Here is an 18,221-nt window from a genome sequence, read left to right on the forward strand (position 1 = left end):
AAGTTTTTGACCATCCTGAATGCGATGATCCGGAATGGTCAGGAGTGGTCTTATGAATAATTATTTAGCTACGGTTGAACCACAGTCGCTTGTTATCTGGTGCTTTCTGCAGCTTTAAGTAATGACAGAACTTCATCCCGAATGCTGCTCATATCTTTTGGGTTAAAGCCAACGTGCTGACTGTGTAGCTTGCCGTTGTGGTCAATAAGGTAGGCAGTTGGCATACCTCTCAGTTGATAAGTTGCCGCTGTGTTTTCGTTATCGAACAGAGTCGGGTAATCAACCGGGTATTCTTTCAGGAAGCGAAGACCCTCTTCACGGGTTTCATCGACATTCAGAGCCAGAACTTCAAACCCACGATCTTTGAGTTCATTTCTTAGTTCGTTGAGCATGGGCAATGATTTACGGCACGGGCCACACCAGGATGCCCAGAAGTCCAGATAAATCACCTTTCCTCGATAGTCTTCTAAGGATACCTGGCGTTTTTCGTCCAGCGTACTCAGCGTAAATACCGGTGCGTTAATCTGGCTTTCTGCGTGAACCCAGGTACTCCCGGTCAGTAGCAGTATTACTAACAGGCGAGTGAATACTTTTATGAGCGAAACAAAACGCGTAGCGACTTGCATAATCGTTACCCTGAAAAAGTGAGTGAATATTCTGAGGGGTATCCAGGTGTTTGACAATCCGGGCTTTTCAGCCAGATCAGTTCTTGGGGTGGTTTTCGGTTCTGGCCCTGCAGGACTGACAGTGTCGTCTACACTGTAAGGAGTATTTGCAGAGGGAACAGGAATGAAATTACAGAAGCCGCTGATTGCGATGCTGCTGGGTTTACTATTGCATTTGGTCGGAATTAGCGACGCGTCAGCACGAGTGGCTTCGATACCGGGGTATTCTGCAGAGGATGACGTGCTCGACGTGGCCGAATCTCAATCTGGTCAGAATTTGGCTTTTATTACCCGCTACGTTGAGGATACCTCTGGCGAACTGGTGATTGGAGATGAGGACAGCCTGGGCTGGAAAGCAGCACGAGAGGACTTATCTTTCGGTTACACCAACTCGGTGTACTGGTTCCGCTTCAATCTGACAAACTCTGGCCACAGGCACCTCAGCCGTTTGATCAGTATCTCTTACCCTGTTCTTGACTATATCGACCTGTACCGAAAAGCCAACGACGGTGAATGGCAACTTATCAGTCTGGGGGACAAGCAGGAATTCAGTGATCGTCTGTTACCCCATCGCCATTTTCTTATTCCGTTTGAGATCGATCCGGGGGAAATTCAGGAATGGGTTCTCCGGGTTGAAACTTCCAGTTCTATGCAGGTGCCAATGACGCTTTGGGATGAGCGTGATTTCTTTGTACATGATCAGAATCAGCTTCTTGGGCTCGGTCTGTATTACGGCATTATGCTGATTATGGTGTTTTACAACCTTTTTGTGTTTTTCTCAGTTAAAGAGGGGAATTACCTTTTTTACGTTCTTTATGTCGGCTGCATGGCGGGTTTTCTTGGTAGTTTGCAGGGCATCAATTTCCAGTATTTATGGCCATCTGCAATTCACTGGAATGATCAGAGTATTATCGTGTTGCTGTCTGGCGTCATTATATTTGCCGGTATCTTCACCAGAAAATTCCTTTATCTTCATACCGATCAGTCGTTCTTTAATAAGCTGATCGGGTTACTGATCCTGATTTGTATCGGCATAGTATTCCTCAGTAATCTGGTGGCGTATCACACCTTGATAAGGGCGTTAATTGTCGTTGCCATGCTCGCGATGATTGGCGCTATCGTACTAGGCGTGAGACGTTGGGCAGAGGGGTTTGTTGCTGCGCGTTATTACACTATTGCCTGGACCAGTTTTCTGTTGGGCGGGATCGTCCTTGCTCTCAATAAGTTCAACATTATACCCAGAAACTTTTTTACCGAGAATTCGCTTCAGATCGGCTCTGCCATGGAAGTGATTCTGCTGTCATTTGCACTGGCCGATCGTCTGAATCAGGAAAAACGTGAGCGTTACGAAGCTCAGATCAGTGCGTTGGAACACGAAAAATTGGCTCGCAAGGCACAGACTGAAGCCCTGGATCAGGAACGTAATGCGCGTAAGGCGCAGGAAAAGGCCCTTGAACACGAGCGGGCTGCGCGGGAAGCACAGGCAAAAGCACTGGATATTCAGAAGAGAGCAACGGAAACCCTGGAGCGTCGCGTTCGCGAAAGGACACTGGAGCTTGAGAATGTAAATGAACAGCTTGAGCGTATGAGTACGACAGACGCGCTTACAAACGTAAGAAACCGTCGCTTCTTTGATGACTTTCTTGATCGGGAGTTCGCTCTGGCCCGCCATGACATGGCCAACTTCTCGATTCTGCTGCTGGATATTGATCACTTTAAACAGGTTAATGATACCTACGGGCATCAGGTGGGCGATGAAATTCTGCGTTGCATCTCCGGCGCAATCAGTGAAACGATTGAAAACAAAGATTCAGTAGCACGCTATGGGGGGGAGGAGTTTGCAGTAGTACTGCCGGGGTTGAGTCAGGAGCAGGTAGCTTCAATAGCAGAAGCAATTCGTATGTCGATCGCATCTATCAATCTTGACCGTATCGCAGCTGGCTTCCGTGTGACTATCAGCGTCGGTTGTTATTCGGCGATTCCTGATGATGCAGATGGTCCTGAAAGCTGGCTGTCCAAAGCAGACGAAGCGCTGTATCGCGCGAAAGAAAATGGTCGTAATCGTGTGGAGTGCTGGTCGGAGGTAGAAGCTCAGGCGGAGGACTAAATAATCCCCGCCTGTTTGTTTCTTGTTATTGGATGGAGGTCTGGCTGGCATATCCCACTCTGAAGCCACCCCAATGCTTGCCATTAACCCAGATCGGCACAGAAAGGTCATGCATTACTTCGCCAGTGTCACGCTTATAAGTCTGGAGCAAAAATAGTTTTTGGTTACTGCCACAGCGTGACCCAGTGCGGTCATCAAAAATACGCTTAGTGCGATTATTCACCAGGTCTTTGTGATAGTCGCCGCTCAGAGGTTGAGTGAACTTGATGTTGTGAGTCGGGAAGTAGCCATTGTCATCCACGGCACCAGCATAGGCGATGAAAGGGTTGCGCTGTAAAATGGGCTCTTGGATATCTGGCAATAGCTCATCAGTGAAAGCGTCGAAATCTGTGGAAAACTTCTTGGGGTTCGTTTCGGGGATCTCGCGATATTCACGACTGAACAGGGCATCGTGTGTGATTTTTCCGCTAGCAATCGCTTCTTCAAATAACCGACCAATCGCTTCAGCGGCACTGAAGGCTTCAGCTTTAACCGTGTCATGCGGCTCGCCTAAATTACCACTACCGAAAGATTCGAAAATGGTCTCTGCGGATTCTGACAAACCGGATGACTTATCAGCAATGGAAGCAACTTCGTTTTCAGTTTCCTGATAGTGAGCTGAAGTCTGTCCGATGATTCCCGAAATGTGCTGGATATGCCCGGTGTTATCGTTCATATTTTCGACAAGTGCATTGACGGCATGTTGTATGTTGTCGGCGCGTTTATTGATTTCAGTGAGGTGATCATTCAGCTCACGCGTCATGCTGACCCCTTCATCAATTACCTTGATCAGGTTACTGCTGTTGCCTGCTGCAAGTTTCACTTCCTGATTGATTTGAGCAATGGTAGTGCCAATCTGTTCGGTCGCATCTGATGTCTTACCAGCAAGAGCGCGCACTTCGTCAGCGACCACTGCAAATCCGCGCCCCTGTTCGCCAGCCCGCGCAGCTTCAATGGCAGCATTTAATGCCAGCAGGTTGGTTTGTTCTGCAATGTCATTAATGATGCTGGTTACCTTGCTGATGTTTTCAGACTTGGCTTCGAGGTTGGAAATAAGCTCTGCATTACTTTGCACCTGATCGCGGGTTTCTTCCATTTTCGGAATCGTGCGGTTAATGGCCTCGCTGCCAGCTCGGTTAATCTCCATGGCTTCATTAGTGGCGCGTGCGGCTTCTCGTGTCTGCTCCAGCATATCTTCCATTGTGTTGGATATACGCCCAGTGCTGTGCACTATCTGTTCACTGTCTTTTGCTTCCTCGTGAATGCGTTTTTGCAGCTTGTCTGCGGCGTATGACATTTCGGCCGCAGAGATGGCGATATGACCACCGTTTTCTGCAAGGTTCTGTTGGATTTTTCTTGCTGAAGTCAGGTAGTTGTTGATGTCTTGGGTGGCATCTGTAAGCCAGTCCGCGGATGGCTTGATATCGTGTCTGTCGCCTTTTATCGAAGCGGTCAGATTGGAGATAAGATCGGTCGTTGGTCTCAGTATCAGCCTGTGTTGTAGAAGAGCAGTCGTACAGGTCGCGATAACCGCACTCAGTATTAAGGCCAGTATTGGCTCTGCGTCTGTTTTAAGAATTGCAAAACCCAAGACGATTCCGGCTAAGCTGCCGACCAGCATCGACCCAGCGATCAAACGTGAACTAGAAACCATAGAGAACTCTCCGCTTTGTCCTCTTTGAAGAATAGTTCATATGGCCTGAAAGGATATTTGTATGTGTCAGACGGCACAGAAAGTCATGCACCTGCGCGCGTAGCGGGACAGATTATTAGCGTGCTAAAGACGGATTGCTTGCTAAGAGGAGATAGGGAAATACCACCGAATGGTGCCGAAGGGGAGACTCGAACTCCCACGGGCGTAAGCCCACTGCGACCTGAACACAGCGTGTCTACCAATTCCACCACTTCGGCAAAAGGGTGTGACGACAATGTCGTCTACAGCACCACCAACACGGTAGGTTGTTGATGGTGCCCAGGGGGAGACTCGAACTCCCACGAGCGTAAGCTCACTGCGACCTGAACACAGCGTGTCTACCAATTCCACCACCTGGGCAAACAAGATTCTTCTTGCGAAGATTCTTCACTGACCGAAAGATCCGTTGGTACTGAAATATTGGTACCAGAGGCCGGACTCGAACCGGCACACCCGAAGGCGGGGGATTTTGAATCCCCTGCGTCTACCAATTTCGCCACTCTGGCAAATCAGTATCGGTCAGTGGCCGCGTATATTACTCAGTATTTTCTGAACGTCAACAATTTTTTCTAAGTATTTCCTTAACTTAGGAAATTATCTCGGGTAACCTTGCGTCCGGTTTTACGCGCATACTCCGCCCGCTATCCTCAGGCCAAATGAATGAAAACGAGTGACTTCAGCTTCGAGCTTCCTGATCACCTGATTGCCCGACATCCTGCTGCTGAACGCAGTGCTTCGCGGTTGCTGGTATTTGATCCGCAGCAACAACAGATAGACGATCGCATCTTTCGCGATATCGAGTCCCTGATCGAGCCAGGTGATCTGCTGGTGTTCAATAACACCCGGGTGATTCCAGCGCGCTTGTTTGGTGAAAAGGCGTCGGGCGGCAAGCTGGAAGCGCTGATTGAACGGGTTGTTTCTGAACATGACGTTCTGGCGCATCTTCGCAGTTCGCGCTCTCCGAAGCCGGGACAGTCAATTTCTCTCGGCGGGGAAAATGCAGAGGTGGTTGGCCGCGAGGGAGCCTTGTTTCATCTGCGCTTTACCTCTGAGCGCCCAGTACTGGATATCCTTGAAGACGTCGGTCACATGCCTTTGCCTCCTTATATGGAGCGGGAAGATGCTGAAGAAGATCGCGAGCGTTATCAGACGGTGTATGCAGAGAAGCCAGGCGCCGTAGCTGCGCCGACGGCCGGTCTGCACTTTGATGACGGCCTGCTTGAGCGTCTGACAGCGAAGGGAGTGAACTTTGCGTTTGTGACCCTGCACGTCGGTGCCGGTACCTTTCAGCCCGTGAAAGTCGATAACATTCACGAGCATCATATGCATTCAGAGTACATTGAAGTTCCTGAAAATGTTGTCGAGGCTGTCAAGGCGACAAGGGCGGCGGGTAAGCGTGTTATTGCTGTCGGTACGACCTCGGTGCGAAGTCTTGAGTCGGCCAGTCGCAGCGGGGCAATTGAGACGTTTCAAGGAGACTCGGATATTTTTATCTACCCTGGATACGAATTCCGCAGTGTTGATGCCATGATCACGAATTTCCATTTGCCTGAATCGACTCTGATTATGCTGGTGTCTGCGTTTGCCGGTCGAGAAGGAACACTTGCTGCCTACGACCATGCGGTAGCCAATGAATATCGTTTTTACAGTTATGGTGACGCCATGTTTATGCCGTGTCGTCTGTACCAATCGAGCGGGAGCTGATTATGACTCGTGAATGCTTTATGCAGTTTGAGCTGCATGGCACGGATACGCCGAAAGACGAGGGTGGTAGCTTTGCGCGTCGCGGCACCATCACGTTTCCCCGAGGAAAGGTAGAAACGCCTGCTTTCATGCCTGTTGGAACCTATGGTTCAGTCAAAGGCCTGAACCCTGAGCAGGTCGAGGCGCTGGGTGCTCACATTATTCTGGGTAACACCTTTCACCTGATGTTGCGTCCCGGCACCGAGATTATTAAGGCCCATGGCGATCTGCATGATTTCATTGGCTGGGATAAGCCTATTCTCACTGACTCCGGCGGTTTTCAGGTGTTCAGCCTTGGCGATATGCGCAAAATCACAGAAGAGGGCGTTACCTTTGCTTCGCCGGTAAACGGTGACAAGGTTCTGATGACGCCGGAAAGCTCAATGGAAGTTCAACGCGACCTCGGTTCAGATGTCGTCATGATTTTTGATGAGTGTACGCCTTACCCGGCAACGACTCAGGAGGCCGCAGACTCCATGCGCATGTCTTTGCGGTGGGCGCAACGTTCGAAAGACGCGCATGGTGATAATCCATCCGCGTTGTTTGGCATTATTCAGGGCGGTATGTATGAGGACCTGCGGGACGAGTCTTTGCAGGGGCTTATGGATATCGGCTTCGATGGCTATGCGATTGGTGGTCTGAGCGTTGGTGAACCTAAAGACGACATGATGCGCATTCTTCGTCATACCGCACCTAAGATGCCAGAAGACAAACCACGCTACCTGATGGGCGTTGGCAAACCGGAAGATCTCGTGGAAGGTGTGCGCAGGGGCGTTGATATGTTCGACTGCGTTATGCCAACCAGGAATGCGCGCAACGGGCACCTTTTTACACACAATGGGGTTGTAAAACTCAGGAATGCCGCCAATAAGACTGATACTGGTCCCATCGATGCTGAATGCGACTGCTACACCTGTAAGAACTACAGCCGTGCATACCTGCATCACCTCGACAAGTGCGGTGAAATTCTTGGTGCGACGCTCAACACCATACACAACCTGCATTATTACCAGACGCTGATGGCCGGTTTGCGCAGTGCCCTTGAAGAAGGTACATTTGCCGCATTCGTCTCAGACTTCTATGCCCGCCGCGGCAGGGAAGTGCCGCCGTTGGATACACCAGCAAGTTGAGACCAGAAAAATTTTATTTACAGGCGATGCCTGAACATTGGGAGTAAATTTGAATGAAAGCTTTAATGGCGCTGTTTGCTGTTGTTCCTGCAACTGCTTTTGCTGAGGCTGCCCCTCAGCCTGCGATGGGCGATGCCTTTTCCTGGGTATTCCTTCTCGGCTTTGCAGCGATCTTCTACTTTATGCTGTGGCGTCCACAGGCAAAACGTCAGAAAGAACACAAAAATCTGATTGAAGGTCTGGCGAAGAATGATGAAGTTGTCACTGCTGGTGGCATGCTGGGTAAAGTGACCAAGGTCACCGAAGAGTTCGCAGTGATCGAAGTGGCTGACGGCGTTCAGTTCCCTGTTCAGAAAGTTGCCGTAACAGCAGTACTTCCGAAAGGCACTATCAAAGAAGTAAAAGCCTGACCAACCCTGTAACGGCCTCCTTTGAGGCCGTTTTTCATGCTGAAGGAATAGGGCAGTTGTATGCTCAATAAATATCCACTCTGGAAAAACCTCCTCATTCTCGTGGTGGTTGCACTGGCGTTCATCTACGCCGCCCCGAATTTATACCCACCTGATGCCGCTATTCAGGTAACGCCAGCACGAGCTGGTGCTGAGATGTCTGCCGCCACGCTGAATAATGTTCGTAAAGCGCTGGACGAGGCAGAGATCAGTTATTTTGGTGAGGAAGTCAATGGCAGCACGGCGCTGCTGAGACTCGAATCCGCCGACGCACAACTCCCTGCGAAAGCCGCTATTCAGCGTAAGCTGGGTGATGAGTTTGTAGTTGCTCTGAACCTCGCACCGACAACCCCAGACTGGCTGGTCGATCTTGGTGCTGGCCCTATGACGCTGGGTCTTGATCTGAGTGGCGGTGTTCACTTCCTCATGGAAGTCGATATGGACGAGTACGTTTCCGGGCGTATCAAGAACTATCGCGAAGACCTGAGAACCAGTCTACGTCAGGAGGATATCAAATATCGTCGTGTCGTCGTTGAAGGTAATAAGGTCCGGCTGAGCTTCCGCCAGGAAGCTCTGCGCAGCGAGGCGCGAACTTTCATCAATCGCAATTACCCGGGTGAGTTCCTTCCACAGGAAGAAGAAGTGGATGGTAACTTCGACCTGATCCTGATGCTTACTGAGCAGAAAATCCGTGACTTCGAAGACTATGCTCTTAAACAGAACCTCATGACGCTGCGCAACCGTGTTAACGAACTTGGTGTTGCTGAGCCACTGGTTCAGCGTCAGGGCCGCAACCGAATTGTGGTTGAGCTGCCGGGTGTACAGGACACAGCAGAAGCCAAGAAAATTCTGGGTAAGGCTGCGAATCTTGAATTCCGCCTTGAAGCAGAACCGGGTGCCAGCCGCTTTGCGACGGAAGAATACAGCTTCCGTGACAACCAGAACCGTACTGCGCGTCTTGAGAAAAAAGTCATTACAACAGGTGACAGCGTTACAAATGCCAGCTCTGGCTTTGATGAGAACAGCTTCCCTCAGGTAAATATCAGCCTCGACAGCAAAGGTGCCGCGCGTATGACGCAGGTGACCAAGAAAGCGGTTCAGCGCAGAATGGCTGTGCTGTTCGTGGAGCGTAAACCGAAGACTACCTACGAGATGGTCGATGGCGTAGAGCAGCCTAAGACGATTCAGGTTGTCGAGAAGTCGATCATTTCTCTGGCTACGATTCAAAGTGTTCTGGGTAGCAGCTTCCGTATCACCGGGCTGCAGTCTGCCGAAGCGAATGAGTTGGCACTGCTGCTTCGCTCAGGTGCGCTTGCTGCACCGATGGACTTTGTCGAAGAGCGGACGGTAGGTCCAAGCCTGGGTGCAGAAAATATCGAAATGGGCGCACGCTCTGTGATGGCGGGCCTGGCTCTGGTACTGATTGCCATGCTCGTGTTCTACCGTGCGTTTGGTCTCATCGCGAATATTGCCCTTGCGGTTAACCTTGTTCTGTTGGTTGCCCTGATGTCGATCATCGGCGCGACCCTGACCTTGCCGGGTATTGCCGGTATCGTTCTGACTGTTGGTATGGCGGTGGATGCGAACGTGCTTATCTTCTCGCGAATACGGGAAGAGCTGAAAAATGGTCGCTCACCGCAGCAGGCCATTCACGAAGGCTATGACCGTGCCTTCCTGACGATTTTTGATGCCAACCTGACCACGCTGATTGTAGCGGTCATTCTGTTTGCAGTGGGTACTGGCCCGGTTAAAGGCTTCGCCGTCACACTGTCTTTCGGGATCCTGACGTCTATGTTCACTGCGATCATGGTGACCCGTGCAATGACTAACCTGCTGTACGGTGGTCGCCGTGTAGAGCGCCTGTCGATTGGAGGTAAGGCATGAATACTGTGAATTTTATGCGTTTCCGTCATATTTCGACGGCAATTTCACTGACGTTGCTGCTGATTTCAGTCGTTGCGATTGGGATGCGAGGCCTGAACCTTGGTCTCGACTTCACTGGGGGCACGCTGCTTGAAGTGGAGTACGAAACTCCAGTTCCTCTCTCTGAAGTGAAATCGGTCCTTGATACCGCAGGCTACCGGGACGTTGTCGTGCAGAACTTTGGGTCTGAGACCGATGTTCTGGTTCGTATGTCGGAGTCTTTCCGAGATGACTTGGGAAATGAGGTCCTTGGGCTGCTGCAGACGAATGTTGAGGATAACTCACTGACGTTGCTGCGTAGCGAATTTGTCGGTGCAAGTGTCGGTGAGGAGTTACGTGACCAGGGCGGTATCGCCATGCTGGTGGCGCTTTTCGTTGTGATGGCCTACGTGGCATTCCGCTTTCAGTGGAAGTTTTCACTCGGTGCGGTCATGGCCTTGTTCCACGATGTTCTGATTATTGTGGGCATGTTTGCACTCTTCCAGTGGGAGTTTGACCTGAACGTGCTGGCAGCCTTGCTCGCCGTTATCGGTTACTCGCTGAACGACACTATCGTTGTGTCTGACCGGATACGCGAGAATTTCCGAATGATGCGTATTGGTTCTTCTGTGGAAATTATCAACGAGTCGCTGACTCAGACCCTCGGCCGTACCTTGATGACGTCTTTGACGACAATCCTGGTGCTGCTTGCTCTGTTGTTCCTGGGTGGAGATATCATTCATAACTTCGCCCTGGCATTGACCATCGGCGTGGGCGTGGGTACGTATTCTTCGATATATATCGCAGCGAACCTGCTGCTGGCATTCAATGTCAGTCGCGAAGACCTGCTACCGCCAGAGCTAGAAGAAGAGGGTGACGAGGCTCCTTAGTTTCGGTTTACTATCTTCGGAATGAATAAGAGCGGCCCAGCCGCTCTTGTTGTTCTATCAGCCAGATACTCATACGTCTGTTTTAAACGTACTGTTGTAACGGCGTACGCCATTCATGACTGGCGTGTTGCATTTTACGCCATTTGAATGGTATCAATATGTAACGGGATGGCATGGGGGTGTCCCGGGTAGGGTCGGAACATAAGCTTCGGGATGGAGCAAAACAGGACGTTTATGGTGAAACTTGTGTCAAAAAGGGACAGTTAGCCAGATGCGTCTTTATAACAATAATGAAAGCGGTATGCTGCCGCATTGCTGATTCTCTACTGACCTTTTGGGGGCAAAAGTCAGTAAGCCTCAGAATCAGTCACCAGAAGAATAATGAAGGAAGCAGAATGAACGTCAGAACCTTGTTTGCCACTCTGTTTGGTCTTTTGTTTCTGTCGTCCGCAACACTCACTTATGCGGCTGACGATCTCGAATCCCGACGAAACGCAAAGCTCGAAGCAACAGTAATGAACCCCAATCTGCCGCTTGAGAAGCGCATACGTGCGCTCAAGAAATTGCAGAAGGATGAAATGGTTAACGGCCGCATCCTGAGAACTTTCTGTGTCTGGGACCCGCTGGGTAAAACGGGGCCTATTTCTTCCACCGTTGAAGATCAGAAATTGCGTTCTCTTCACTACGGTATGGACCTCAGTGTCATCACTTATCAGGACGAATCTGAGCTGGTCGAGGCTCTTCGCAGCGGCGAAGAATGTGATGCCGCCTTGATTCGTGGTGTTGCCGCAATGGAATTCAACCGTTTTGCCGGCACCATTGAGTCTGTAGGCGGTCTTCAGAGCCGCCAGCAAGTTCAGTTGCTCATGCAGGTAATTGCCAATCCACGAATGGCGCAGCGCCTGGGTGACGATGATTATGTCGTTCTCGGCCTGGCGACTCTGGGTTCTTCTTACCGCTATAGCGCGGATCGTAAGAATCGCTCACTTGCGAGCTTTAAAGATAAAAAGATCGCAACTGAGTCGTTCGACCCCGGAATGGCTCGTCTGACTGAGGCTTTCGGTGCCGATGCTGTCGTTGGAGATATGATGAGCAACGTTCAGAAATACGCGGATAATGAAGTTGCGGGCATGATGTCGCCTATCGTTGCTTATCTTGTTATGGGCAGTGGGCAGATATCAGGTGATGTGTCGATTATTGATACCCCCGTTGCGCAATCTACTATTCAGTTAATTGGTCGCACTGAGAAATTCCCTCCGGGGCTTGCTCAGATTCTGCGTGAAGACTTCCTCTTCAAGTTCGATAACTATGCACGCCGCGTTGATAACGAAATGGCGCTTGTTCCGGAGTCTTTCTGGGCAAAAGACAGTGCCCAGGATATTGCTGCGCTGGAGAAGCATTCTCTGGATGTTCGTCTTAAACTCCGTGAGGAAGGGTATTACGATCCGGCAATGCTCAGGCTGCAACGCAAGATTCGTTGTAAGTTTGACCCCTCTCGTAGTGAGTGTACTAACCCGAAGGAGTAATTCTCCGGCTGGGTGTAGAAACGAACAAAAGGCAGCTCAGGCTGCCTTTTTTAATAATTAATCGTTCTCAGAGCCAAAGTGTCCCCGACTGTTCTCTGTTAATTCGAGTACGGCAGAGTGACTGTGGCGCCGTTCAGCAACGATGGCGTAGAAGGCTTGCTGAAGTTCCGGTACGGTGCCGGCGACTTTAACGTCGTAGCGGCGACAGATCTCTTCAGTAATGACTTCAGGAGCAAAAAAGAATCCATGTCCCTCGCTGCCAAATGCTTTGAGCAGCGCGGAGTCATCGAACTCTCCGGCGATGCGCATTGAGATAGACTGACGTTTGAGCCAGCTCAACAGGTTGGTTCGCATTGTCGATGAAGAGCCGGTTGGTATCAGAAGCGGTGCGTCAATGAGGCAATCTGGGAATGACTTGTCCTCCAGCAAGCGGGCATGAGCAAAGCACGCCAGTCTGCTGGCGCCAAGCTCATGACTGAAGCAGCGTATGTTCATGCCCGGTGGCACAGGGCTATCAGCCAGAACGACATCAAGCCTGTGCACTGCCAGCTCCCCCAATAGCGTAGTCATCTGTTCTTCTCTGCATATCAGCTTCATTTGCGGATTCCTGGCGATGATGGGGGCAAGTAGCTGGTGGGTAATTGACTTGGGCAGAGCATCTACAATCCCCACTCTCAGTTCTTCAGGGCGTGTGGCCAGCCCTTGTTGCATTACCTCCTGCATTTCCTCGCCAAGGCGAAAGATATCTTTGCAATACTCGTACGCCAGATGCCCGGCATCGGTCAGTTCAACGTTACGGCCATTGCGGCGCAGTAACGCTTCGCCCAGCTCATCCTCAAGTAACTTGAGCTGACCGCTGATCGTTTGTGGTGTAATGGCCAGGCGATCGGCAGCGGCCTGAATGCTGCCGCTCTCTGCGACTGCAAAGAAATAATGCAGATGCTTATAGTTGAGTCGATGCATAGTTCGTAAAAATCGATGTATGATATATAGATAATACGAATATTATTGTTGGAAACAGCGTCATACAATACATAAATCAAAAAAGGAGCGAGACTATGAAACGTCCAGATTATCTGAATTCAGAAAGCAATGAGCCGGTTGCGCGCAGCATACCGGTTGATCAGTATCAGGCAGATACCGGTAGCAATGCGGTTGCTCCAGATGCTCAGAAGGTGCTGCGTAACACCTATGCACTGTTGGCGATGACGTTGGTGTTCAGTGCTGTAGTGGCTGGCATTTCTATGATGTTCAATGCGCCGCACCCTGGCCTGCTCATCACTGTGGTTGGCTTTTACGGTTTGTTGTTCGCTATCGAAAAAACTAAGAACAGCGCAATGGGGCTTATGTTTACCTTTGCTCTTACCGGTTTCATGGGATATACGCTAGGCCCGATTTTGTCGATGTACGCTCAGCTGCCTAATGGTTCTGCGCTGATCGGCACGTCACTCGGTGCGACTGGTCTGATTTTCCTGGCTATGTCGGGATGGGTGCTTACTACAGGTAAAGATTTGTCCAACATGGGCAAGACCCTGATGGTCGGCATGATAGTCGCGCTGGTAATGATGGTGGCTAGCATCTTTTTAAATATCCCCGCGTTATCGTTAGCGGTCTCTGCGCTGTTTATTATATTGATGTCTGCGATGATTGCTTATCAGACCAGTGCCATCATTCATGGCGGTGAAACTAACTATATTTCAGCGGCAGTTACCTTGTACGTTTCAATTTATAACCTGTTCCTCAGCTTGCTTCAGATTCTGGGCGTATTCGGTTCAGACGATTAATTACACTCTGACTCTCTGTGCTCACGAGGGTATGCCGCAGGCCTTTGGTCTGCGGCTTTTTTGTTTCTGGACTAAGCTGAACGTATGAAAATACTTTTGTTCTTAGTCGTGATTTCTGGGTTCAGTTCAGTGACCCGGGCTCTCCCGGTGTGCTCAGATCGCGATGCGAAGGCTGCATCAGACGAAAAAGCCCTGAGCTACTTTCGCAAGCAAGGCGAAATATTCCATCCTGCCCGAGTGCTTAAGAAACACAATACGAGCCGGCACAAGGAAGTTGCCAGTTACGTAAAGTTCGGCGAAAAACGCTACAGTATTTTCACTCTGGTCGACACGGAATGCTATGCCAGATTCATTAAACGAACCCGACAGGGTGACTAACCAGGTTCCTTGGTTACTCACAGCTTCTCATTCGCCTGGGTTACTGATAACTTATACTTAAGTTATACAATATCGAGGCATCTTCTATGATTCCGTTCCGCAAGCTGAGCAAGCGTGAGCCGATTGAAAAGGTGATTGTGCTTTCTATTGACCTGGCTCTCTATCAGGTGAGTGTTCTGATGAATGGCGAAGAACATCTTTTATCCGACAGTCGAGGCAAACCACTACGGGCGCACAATACGCTCGACATCGAAGCCTTGTTCGAAGGATATAACGTTCAGAATATGGTTCTGCGTCATGAAAGTGCTTATGACGAAATGGTGAATCAACCCGTTCGCCAGGGGAGTAATCGGATGGAGGTACCACTTGGGCGCAACGGCCTTGGGTTCGCGGCGAACGATAGCGTGTAGATCTTTCCTTTCAGGCCGTCTGGGCTAGGCTTAGTCTATCTGTAATTGCGAGTATCTCGTATGCGAGCGTTATTTGCCCTCATAGATGGCTCGGCCTTGTCGATCCGGACTAAGCTGTTTATCCCGGTTGGTATTCAGGCTGTTATCGTCCTGCTTGTCTCAGCAATTCTCCTGAATGGATATTTCGCGGTGGGAGAAATGCGGAACCGTGAAGCTTCGATGGGTGATCTGCTGAATCATTTATTTCGCCTTGGTGCTGACATCGAGTCATTCATCAATGGCGAAGCTTCTCTTGACTCCATCACTGAAAGATCGATCTCACTGAAGCAGGAGCTTGCTGCTAAAGGAGAGGGGGAACTGAATCTCCGCCTGTCAGGTCTGGAAGTGGCCTTGGCTAAGTACGATCAGTTGCGTACTGAGAAGAATGAAATCCTTAGCGGGGTCCAGGAGATCACCTCTTCCTCCCGGGCACTGTCAAACGCGTACATAGTAGGCGTCAGTAAGCGCCTTGCCGATGCTGAACAGCGTTCTGAAGTGACGACGATTGAGAGAGCGGTTATCCCAGGGGCCCTAAAGAACACCACTAACAACTATGCGATTGAGGACATGTTTCTGCTGCTTGACCGTGGTGATAAATCTGCAGAAGAGGCGATACAACTACTCGATGACACCATCGCCAATACGACACTGGACATCAAACTACTGCAGGGAACGCCTTTCGTGAGTAAAGCTGAGGCGGGGTTGCGGGTGAATAATCAACTCAAGCAGACTCTGTTAGTGTATCTGGAAATTCTCGCGCAGGAACGACTGGCCAGACAGAATGCGGTGAAGTTGCACACGGGATTGATGGAAGATGTTCTTGCGCTTTCCAGTAGCTCTTTGTTGACCACTCTTGATCGAATAACGGTGGGGATATGGACCCTGCTAGTGGTCTTTATTGCTACGGTTGGCATCAGTCTGGTGTCGTCAATTCTTGTATCTGCGTCCGTACTTCGTCCGATGAAACAGCTTCGTCATCATATTGATTCGCTGGCCGATTCCGGAGGCGACTTGAGCTATCGCCTTGATGCCTCGCGTCAGGATGAGATCGGGATGTTGGCGTCGGGGGTGAATCGATTCCTACAGACACTTCAGGAAATATTTTCTGAGGTGAAGCGGGTAGGTGAACGGTTATCTGACAGTTCACATTCTATGGCAGAGGTCACTTCGGGATGCTCTGAGCGTATGAACGAGCAACAGGAGAAGGTGCGCGGCGTTGTTGATGCAACGGGTAAAATTAAAGGTATTGTCGAGCGCGCAAGCGATGAGAGCGAGTCTGCTGCTGAGGCTGTGGAGCGTTCAGAGAGTCGCGTTGTAGAAGTCGTGGACAGCATTCGGAAAACGATCGCTGTGGTGAAAGAGGCAAATATAGAGCTTGAGAACGCCTGTATCGTGATTAACAGACTGGCAGAAGACAGTCAGAATATCGGTGGCATTCTTGAGGTGATACGAAGCATTGCAGACCAGACTAACTTATTAGCATTGAATGCCGCCATCGAGGCTGCGCGGGCTGGTGATCAAGGTAGGGGCTTTGCTGTCGTGGCGGATGAGGTGCGCTCACTCGCACAGCGTACTCAGACATCAACAAAAGAGATCGATAAAATGATCAGCAGCCTGCAGGGAGCATCAAGCCTTGCTACGGGCGTACTCACCAGTACCACAAGTAATATCTCGGCAACCCTGGATTCCAGCCAGATGGCAGGGGATGGGGTGCGTGTTATCTCTGACTGCATAGCCGAGATAAAACAGATCAATACAGATATTGCAGAGATGATGGAAAATCAGCTCTGCAAAGTGCACAGCATTAACCGTGCGGTGAGAGAGATCGGCGAAATATCAGACAACAATACTGATGCCGTTAATCAGGCCAGTAAAACCGCGGAACACCAGGCTCTGGAAGCTGAGACGCTGAGTGCTCTTATACAGCGCTTTAAAGTCTGAGTTACCTGGACGTCAGCATGCCTGCGACACTGATGACGTTCATCGCGACTTCTACAATGCGCTTATTGCTGTCCATCGCTGCCTGACGTAAGTGGCGGTAAGCCTCTTCTTCCGTAATCCCCTTAGACTGAATCAGCATGCCTTTGGCCTTATCGATCAGCTTCCTTTCATCCAGTGCCTGGCGAGCTTCAGCTAATTCGCTACTGATACGCTGCAAGCGCTCAGCTTGTCCCTGTACCAGGTCGGATATGGATCTGGCTAGTTTGACATTAACGCCAGGGGTCAGGCTATTGTCCGTGTTGAGGTTAGATTGCGGAAGCAGACTCAGCGGTGATTCGGGTGGTTCGCTGATATCCGCAAGATCTTTCAGGTGCTCGCGATGCAGCCTCAGATCTTCTTCTGCGGTATTTATTTTCTTTTCACAGAGCTCCATCAGGTCGGCTGTCATATCAAGCTCGATACTTTGCATTTCATCAATGCGACGAGTAGCGACTTCGTACCAGACTTCGCTGATAGAGGTTGGCAAAGCGTCTTCTGCACGGTATCGCTCAATCATTTTACGCAACCGCTCCAGTTCCGAGGTTGCTTCACATCCTTCGAGTTGGTTCCAGCGCGCTTTGGGTATACTGGTTGAGAACTCAGTAAAGATGCCAAAGCAACGTTCCTGAGCATCCAGCAGTTCATGCACTTTGTCTTGCAGGGCGTTACTGAAACTACCACTGGTAAAGCCGATTAACCCCATGGCCCTCTCCTGGCCGGCGTACTCTTTACCTTGAACGAAGTTAAACAGTGCGACGAGGGCGCGTGTGATCTCCGGGTCGTCGGCGATATCCGCGGCTTCAAATATGACTGTCAGCAGACCCGTAATGAGGCGGCTGTAGAGTGCGGTGTTTTCGCTCGCCGATACCTTCCGAGCGGTTACTTGAGCGCGTAATGCGTCAATGCCTTCCAGGCATTGAATAACAAATGCGAGGCTACTTAGCAGCCGGGTGGAGAGCGCCAGAGAATCGCTTTCGCTGAGCTCTGTCAGTGTTTGTCGGAATTGCTGCTGGGCAATTCCCGAGACCTCAAGTTCATCGGCCCGCTGCTGGGCGTAGCGTTGACCGTCAGAAACAAGATAGATGTTGGATAGCCCTCGCTCCCTCTGAAGTTCATGAATCAGCTCGGTGACACGCCCTACGAGGCGACAGTTAACCTGTAGTTGTTGGAGTGCGGCGATTTCAGCGTGTTTCGCAGCGAGCAGAAAGTCTTCCGAAGTGGTCAGTAGAGGCATGAATCTGAATGAATCCTGAAAGTTTGTGGGGATGATACGCCTGACGGAGGACAAGGTGAATTATGACGCGGCCGAAAAGGTGACAAGTTGACCAGTTGTGGCCCGATGAGAATGTTGTCACTAATGTTATGTCACTGATGATTGCGGAATACCTTACTTAGACTTTACTCCTTACAGCCGACTTTAAGAAAGGCATGCTAATCAATGAGTTAGAGTAAATATCAATAGGTGCACACATCACACATTGTGTGG

At 50.3% G+C, this 18,221-nt stretch carries 15 protein-coding genes and 3 tRNA genes; 10 read left to right on the forward strand and 8 right to left on the reverse strand.

Going from position 1 to position 18,221, the window contains the following annotated elements; translation table 11 throughout:
- Positions 1-92: 92 nt before the first annotated feature.
- On the reverse strand, positions 93-626 hold the full coding sequence (locus BW941_RS05030; RefSeq protein ID WP_076514569.1) for a TlpA family protein disulfide reductase: 534 nt from the start codon (positions 624-626) through the stop codon (positions 93-95).
- A 163-nt stretch (positions 627-789) separates the two neighbouring features.
- Between BW941_RS05030 and BW941_RS05035 the strand changes: the two genes are divergently transcribed.
- Complete coding sequence (locus BW941_RS05035; RefSeq protein WP_084188652.1) at positions 790-2,772, forward strand: sensor domain-containing diguanylate cyclase; 1,983 nt, start codon at positions 790-792, stop codon at positions 2,770-2,772.
- Positions 2,773-2,797: 25 nt separating this feature from the next.
- Here the strand turns inward: BW941_RS05035 and BW941_RS05040 are convergent, their stop codons facing one another.
- From BW941_RS05040 to BW941_RS05055, 4 genes are all read right to left on the reverse strand, one after another.
- Positions 2,798-4,465 carry a methyl-accepting chemotaxis protein gene (locus BW941_RS05040; RefSeq protein WP_084188654.1) on the reverse strand — a complete coding sequence of 556 codons (1,668 nt, stop codon included), beginning with the start codon at positions 4,463-4,465 and terminating at the stop codon, positions 2,798-2,800.
- Positions 4,466-4,635: 170 nt separating this feature from the next.
- Positions 4,636-4,722 (reverse strand) — tRNA-Leu (locus BW941_RS05045).
- Positions 4,723-4,777: 55 nt separating this feature from the next.
- Positions 4,778-4,864, reverse strand: a tRNA-Leu gene (locus tag BW941_RS05050).
- Between the two features lie 61 nt (positions 4,865-4,925).
- Positions 4,926-5,010, reverse strand: a tRNA-Leu gene (locus BW941_RS05055).
- A gap of 154 nt (positions 5,011-5,164) precedes the next feature.
- Here BW941_RS05055 and queA point away from each other — a divergent pair.
- From queA to BW941_RS05085, 6 genes are all read left to right on the forward strand, one after another.
- Complete coding sequence (queA, locus tag BW941_RS05060; protein ID WP_076514570.1) at positions 5,165-6,208, forward strand: tRNA preQ1(34) S-adenosylmethionine ribosyltransferase-isomerase QueA; 1,044 nt, start codon at positions 5,165-5,167, stop codon at positions 6,206-6,208.
- 20 nt (positions 6,209-6,228) lie between these two features.
- Positions 6,229-7,377, forward strand: a complete 1,149-nt coding sequence (gene tgt / locus BW941_RS05065; protein WP_076514867.1) for a tRNA guanosine(34) transglycosylase Tgt — start codon at positions 6,229-6,231, stop codon at positions 7,375-7,377.
- A gap of 53 nt (positions 7,378-7,430) precedes the next feature.
- The gene (gene yajC, locus BW941_RS05070) at positions 7,431-7,787 is read left to right on the forward strand and encodes a preprotein translocase subunit YajC (protein WP_139325749.1); all 357 of its coding nucleotides are present in this window, start codon (positions 7,431-7,433) and stop codon (positions 7,785-7,787) included.
- Between the two features lie 60 nt (positions 7,788-7,847).
- The gene (gene secD, locus BW941_RS05075) at positions 7,848-9,710 is read left to right on the forward strand and encodes a protein translocase subunit SecD (RefSeq protein WP_068444112.1); all 1,863 of its coding nucleotides are present in this window, start codon (positions 7,848-7,850) and stop codon (positions 9,708-9,710) included.
- A complete protein-coding gene (secF, locus tag BW941_RS05080; RefSeq protein WP_068444115.1) occupies positions 9,707-10,618 on the forward strand; it encodes a protein translocase subunit SecF in 912 nt (303 codons plus the stop codon). Before secD ends, secF begins: the two co-directional genes overlap by 4 nt.
- Positions 10,619-11,013: 395 nt before the next feature.
- Positions 11,014-12,144 carry a putative solute-binding protein gene (locus BW941_RS05085; RefSeq protein WP_076514571.1) on the forward strand — a complete coding sequence of 377 codons (1,131 nt, stop codon included), beginning with the start codon at positions 11,014-11,016 and terminating at the stop codon, positions 12,142-12,144.
- 57 nt (positions 12,145-12,201) lie between these two features.
- Here the strand turns inward: BW941_RS05085 and nhaR are convergent, their stop codons facing one another.
- Positions 12,202-13,107, reverse strand: coding sequence for a transcriptional activator NhaR (gene nhaR / locus BW941_RS05090; protein WP_076514572.1), 906 nt, complete (start codon positions 13,105-13,107; stop codon positions 12,202-12,204).
- Between the two features lie 95 nt (positions 13,108-13,202).
- On the opposite strand from nhaR, the gene BW941_RS05095 reads away from it, so the two are divergent.
- Positions 13,203-13,928 carry a Bax inhibitor-1/YccA family protein gene (locus BW941_RS05095; RefSeq protein ID WP_084188656.1) on the forward strand — a complete coding sequence of 242 codons (726 nt, stop codon included), beginning with the start codon at positions 13,203-13,205 and terminating at the stop codon, positions 13,926-13,928.
- 177 nt (positions 13,929-14,105) lie between these two features.
- Here BW941_RS05095 and BW941_RS17720 read toward each other — a convergent pair whose 3' ends face one another.
- The gene (locus tag BW941_RS17720) at positions 14,106-14,327 is read right to left on the reverse strand and encodes a hypothetical protein (protein WP_139325750.1); all 222 of its coding nucleotides are present in this window, start codon (positions 14,325-14,327) and stop codon (positions 14,106-14,108) included.
- A 65-nt stretch (positions 14,328-14,392) separates the two neighbouring features.
- Here BW941_RS17720 and BW941_RS05105 point away from each other — a divergent pair, with 65 nt between their 5' ends.
- The gene (locus BW941_RS05105) at positions 14,393-14,716 is read left to right on the forward strand and encodes a DUF6482 family protein (protein ID WP_076514573.1); all 324 of its coding nucleotides are present in this window, start codon (positions 14,393-14,395) and stop codon (positions 14,714-14,716) included.
- Positions 14,717-14,776: 60 nt separating this feature from the next.
- A complete protein-coding gene (locus BW941_RS05110) occupies positions 14,777-16,696 on the forward strand; it encodes a methyl-accepting chemotaxis protein (protein WP_076514574.1) in 1,920 nt (639 codons plus the stop codon).
- A 1-nt stretch (position 16,697) separates the two neighbouring features.
- On the opposite strand, the gene BW941_RS05115 is transcribed toward BW941_RS05110, so the two are convergent.
- The gene (locus BW941_RS05115; protein WP_076514575.1) at positions 16,698-17,969 is read right to left on the reverse strand and encodes a nitrate regulatory protein; all 1,272 of its coding nucleotides are present in this window, start codon (positions 17,967-17,969) and stop codon (positions 16,698-16,700) included.
- Positions 17,970-18,221 lie beyond the last annotated feature (252 nt).

The organism is Thalassolituus maritimus (assembly GCF_900156675.1).
Classification (GTDB): domain Bacteria; phylum Pseudomonadota; class Gammaproteobacteria; order Pseudomonadales; family Oceanobacteraceae; genus Thalassolituus; species Thalassolituus maritimus.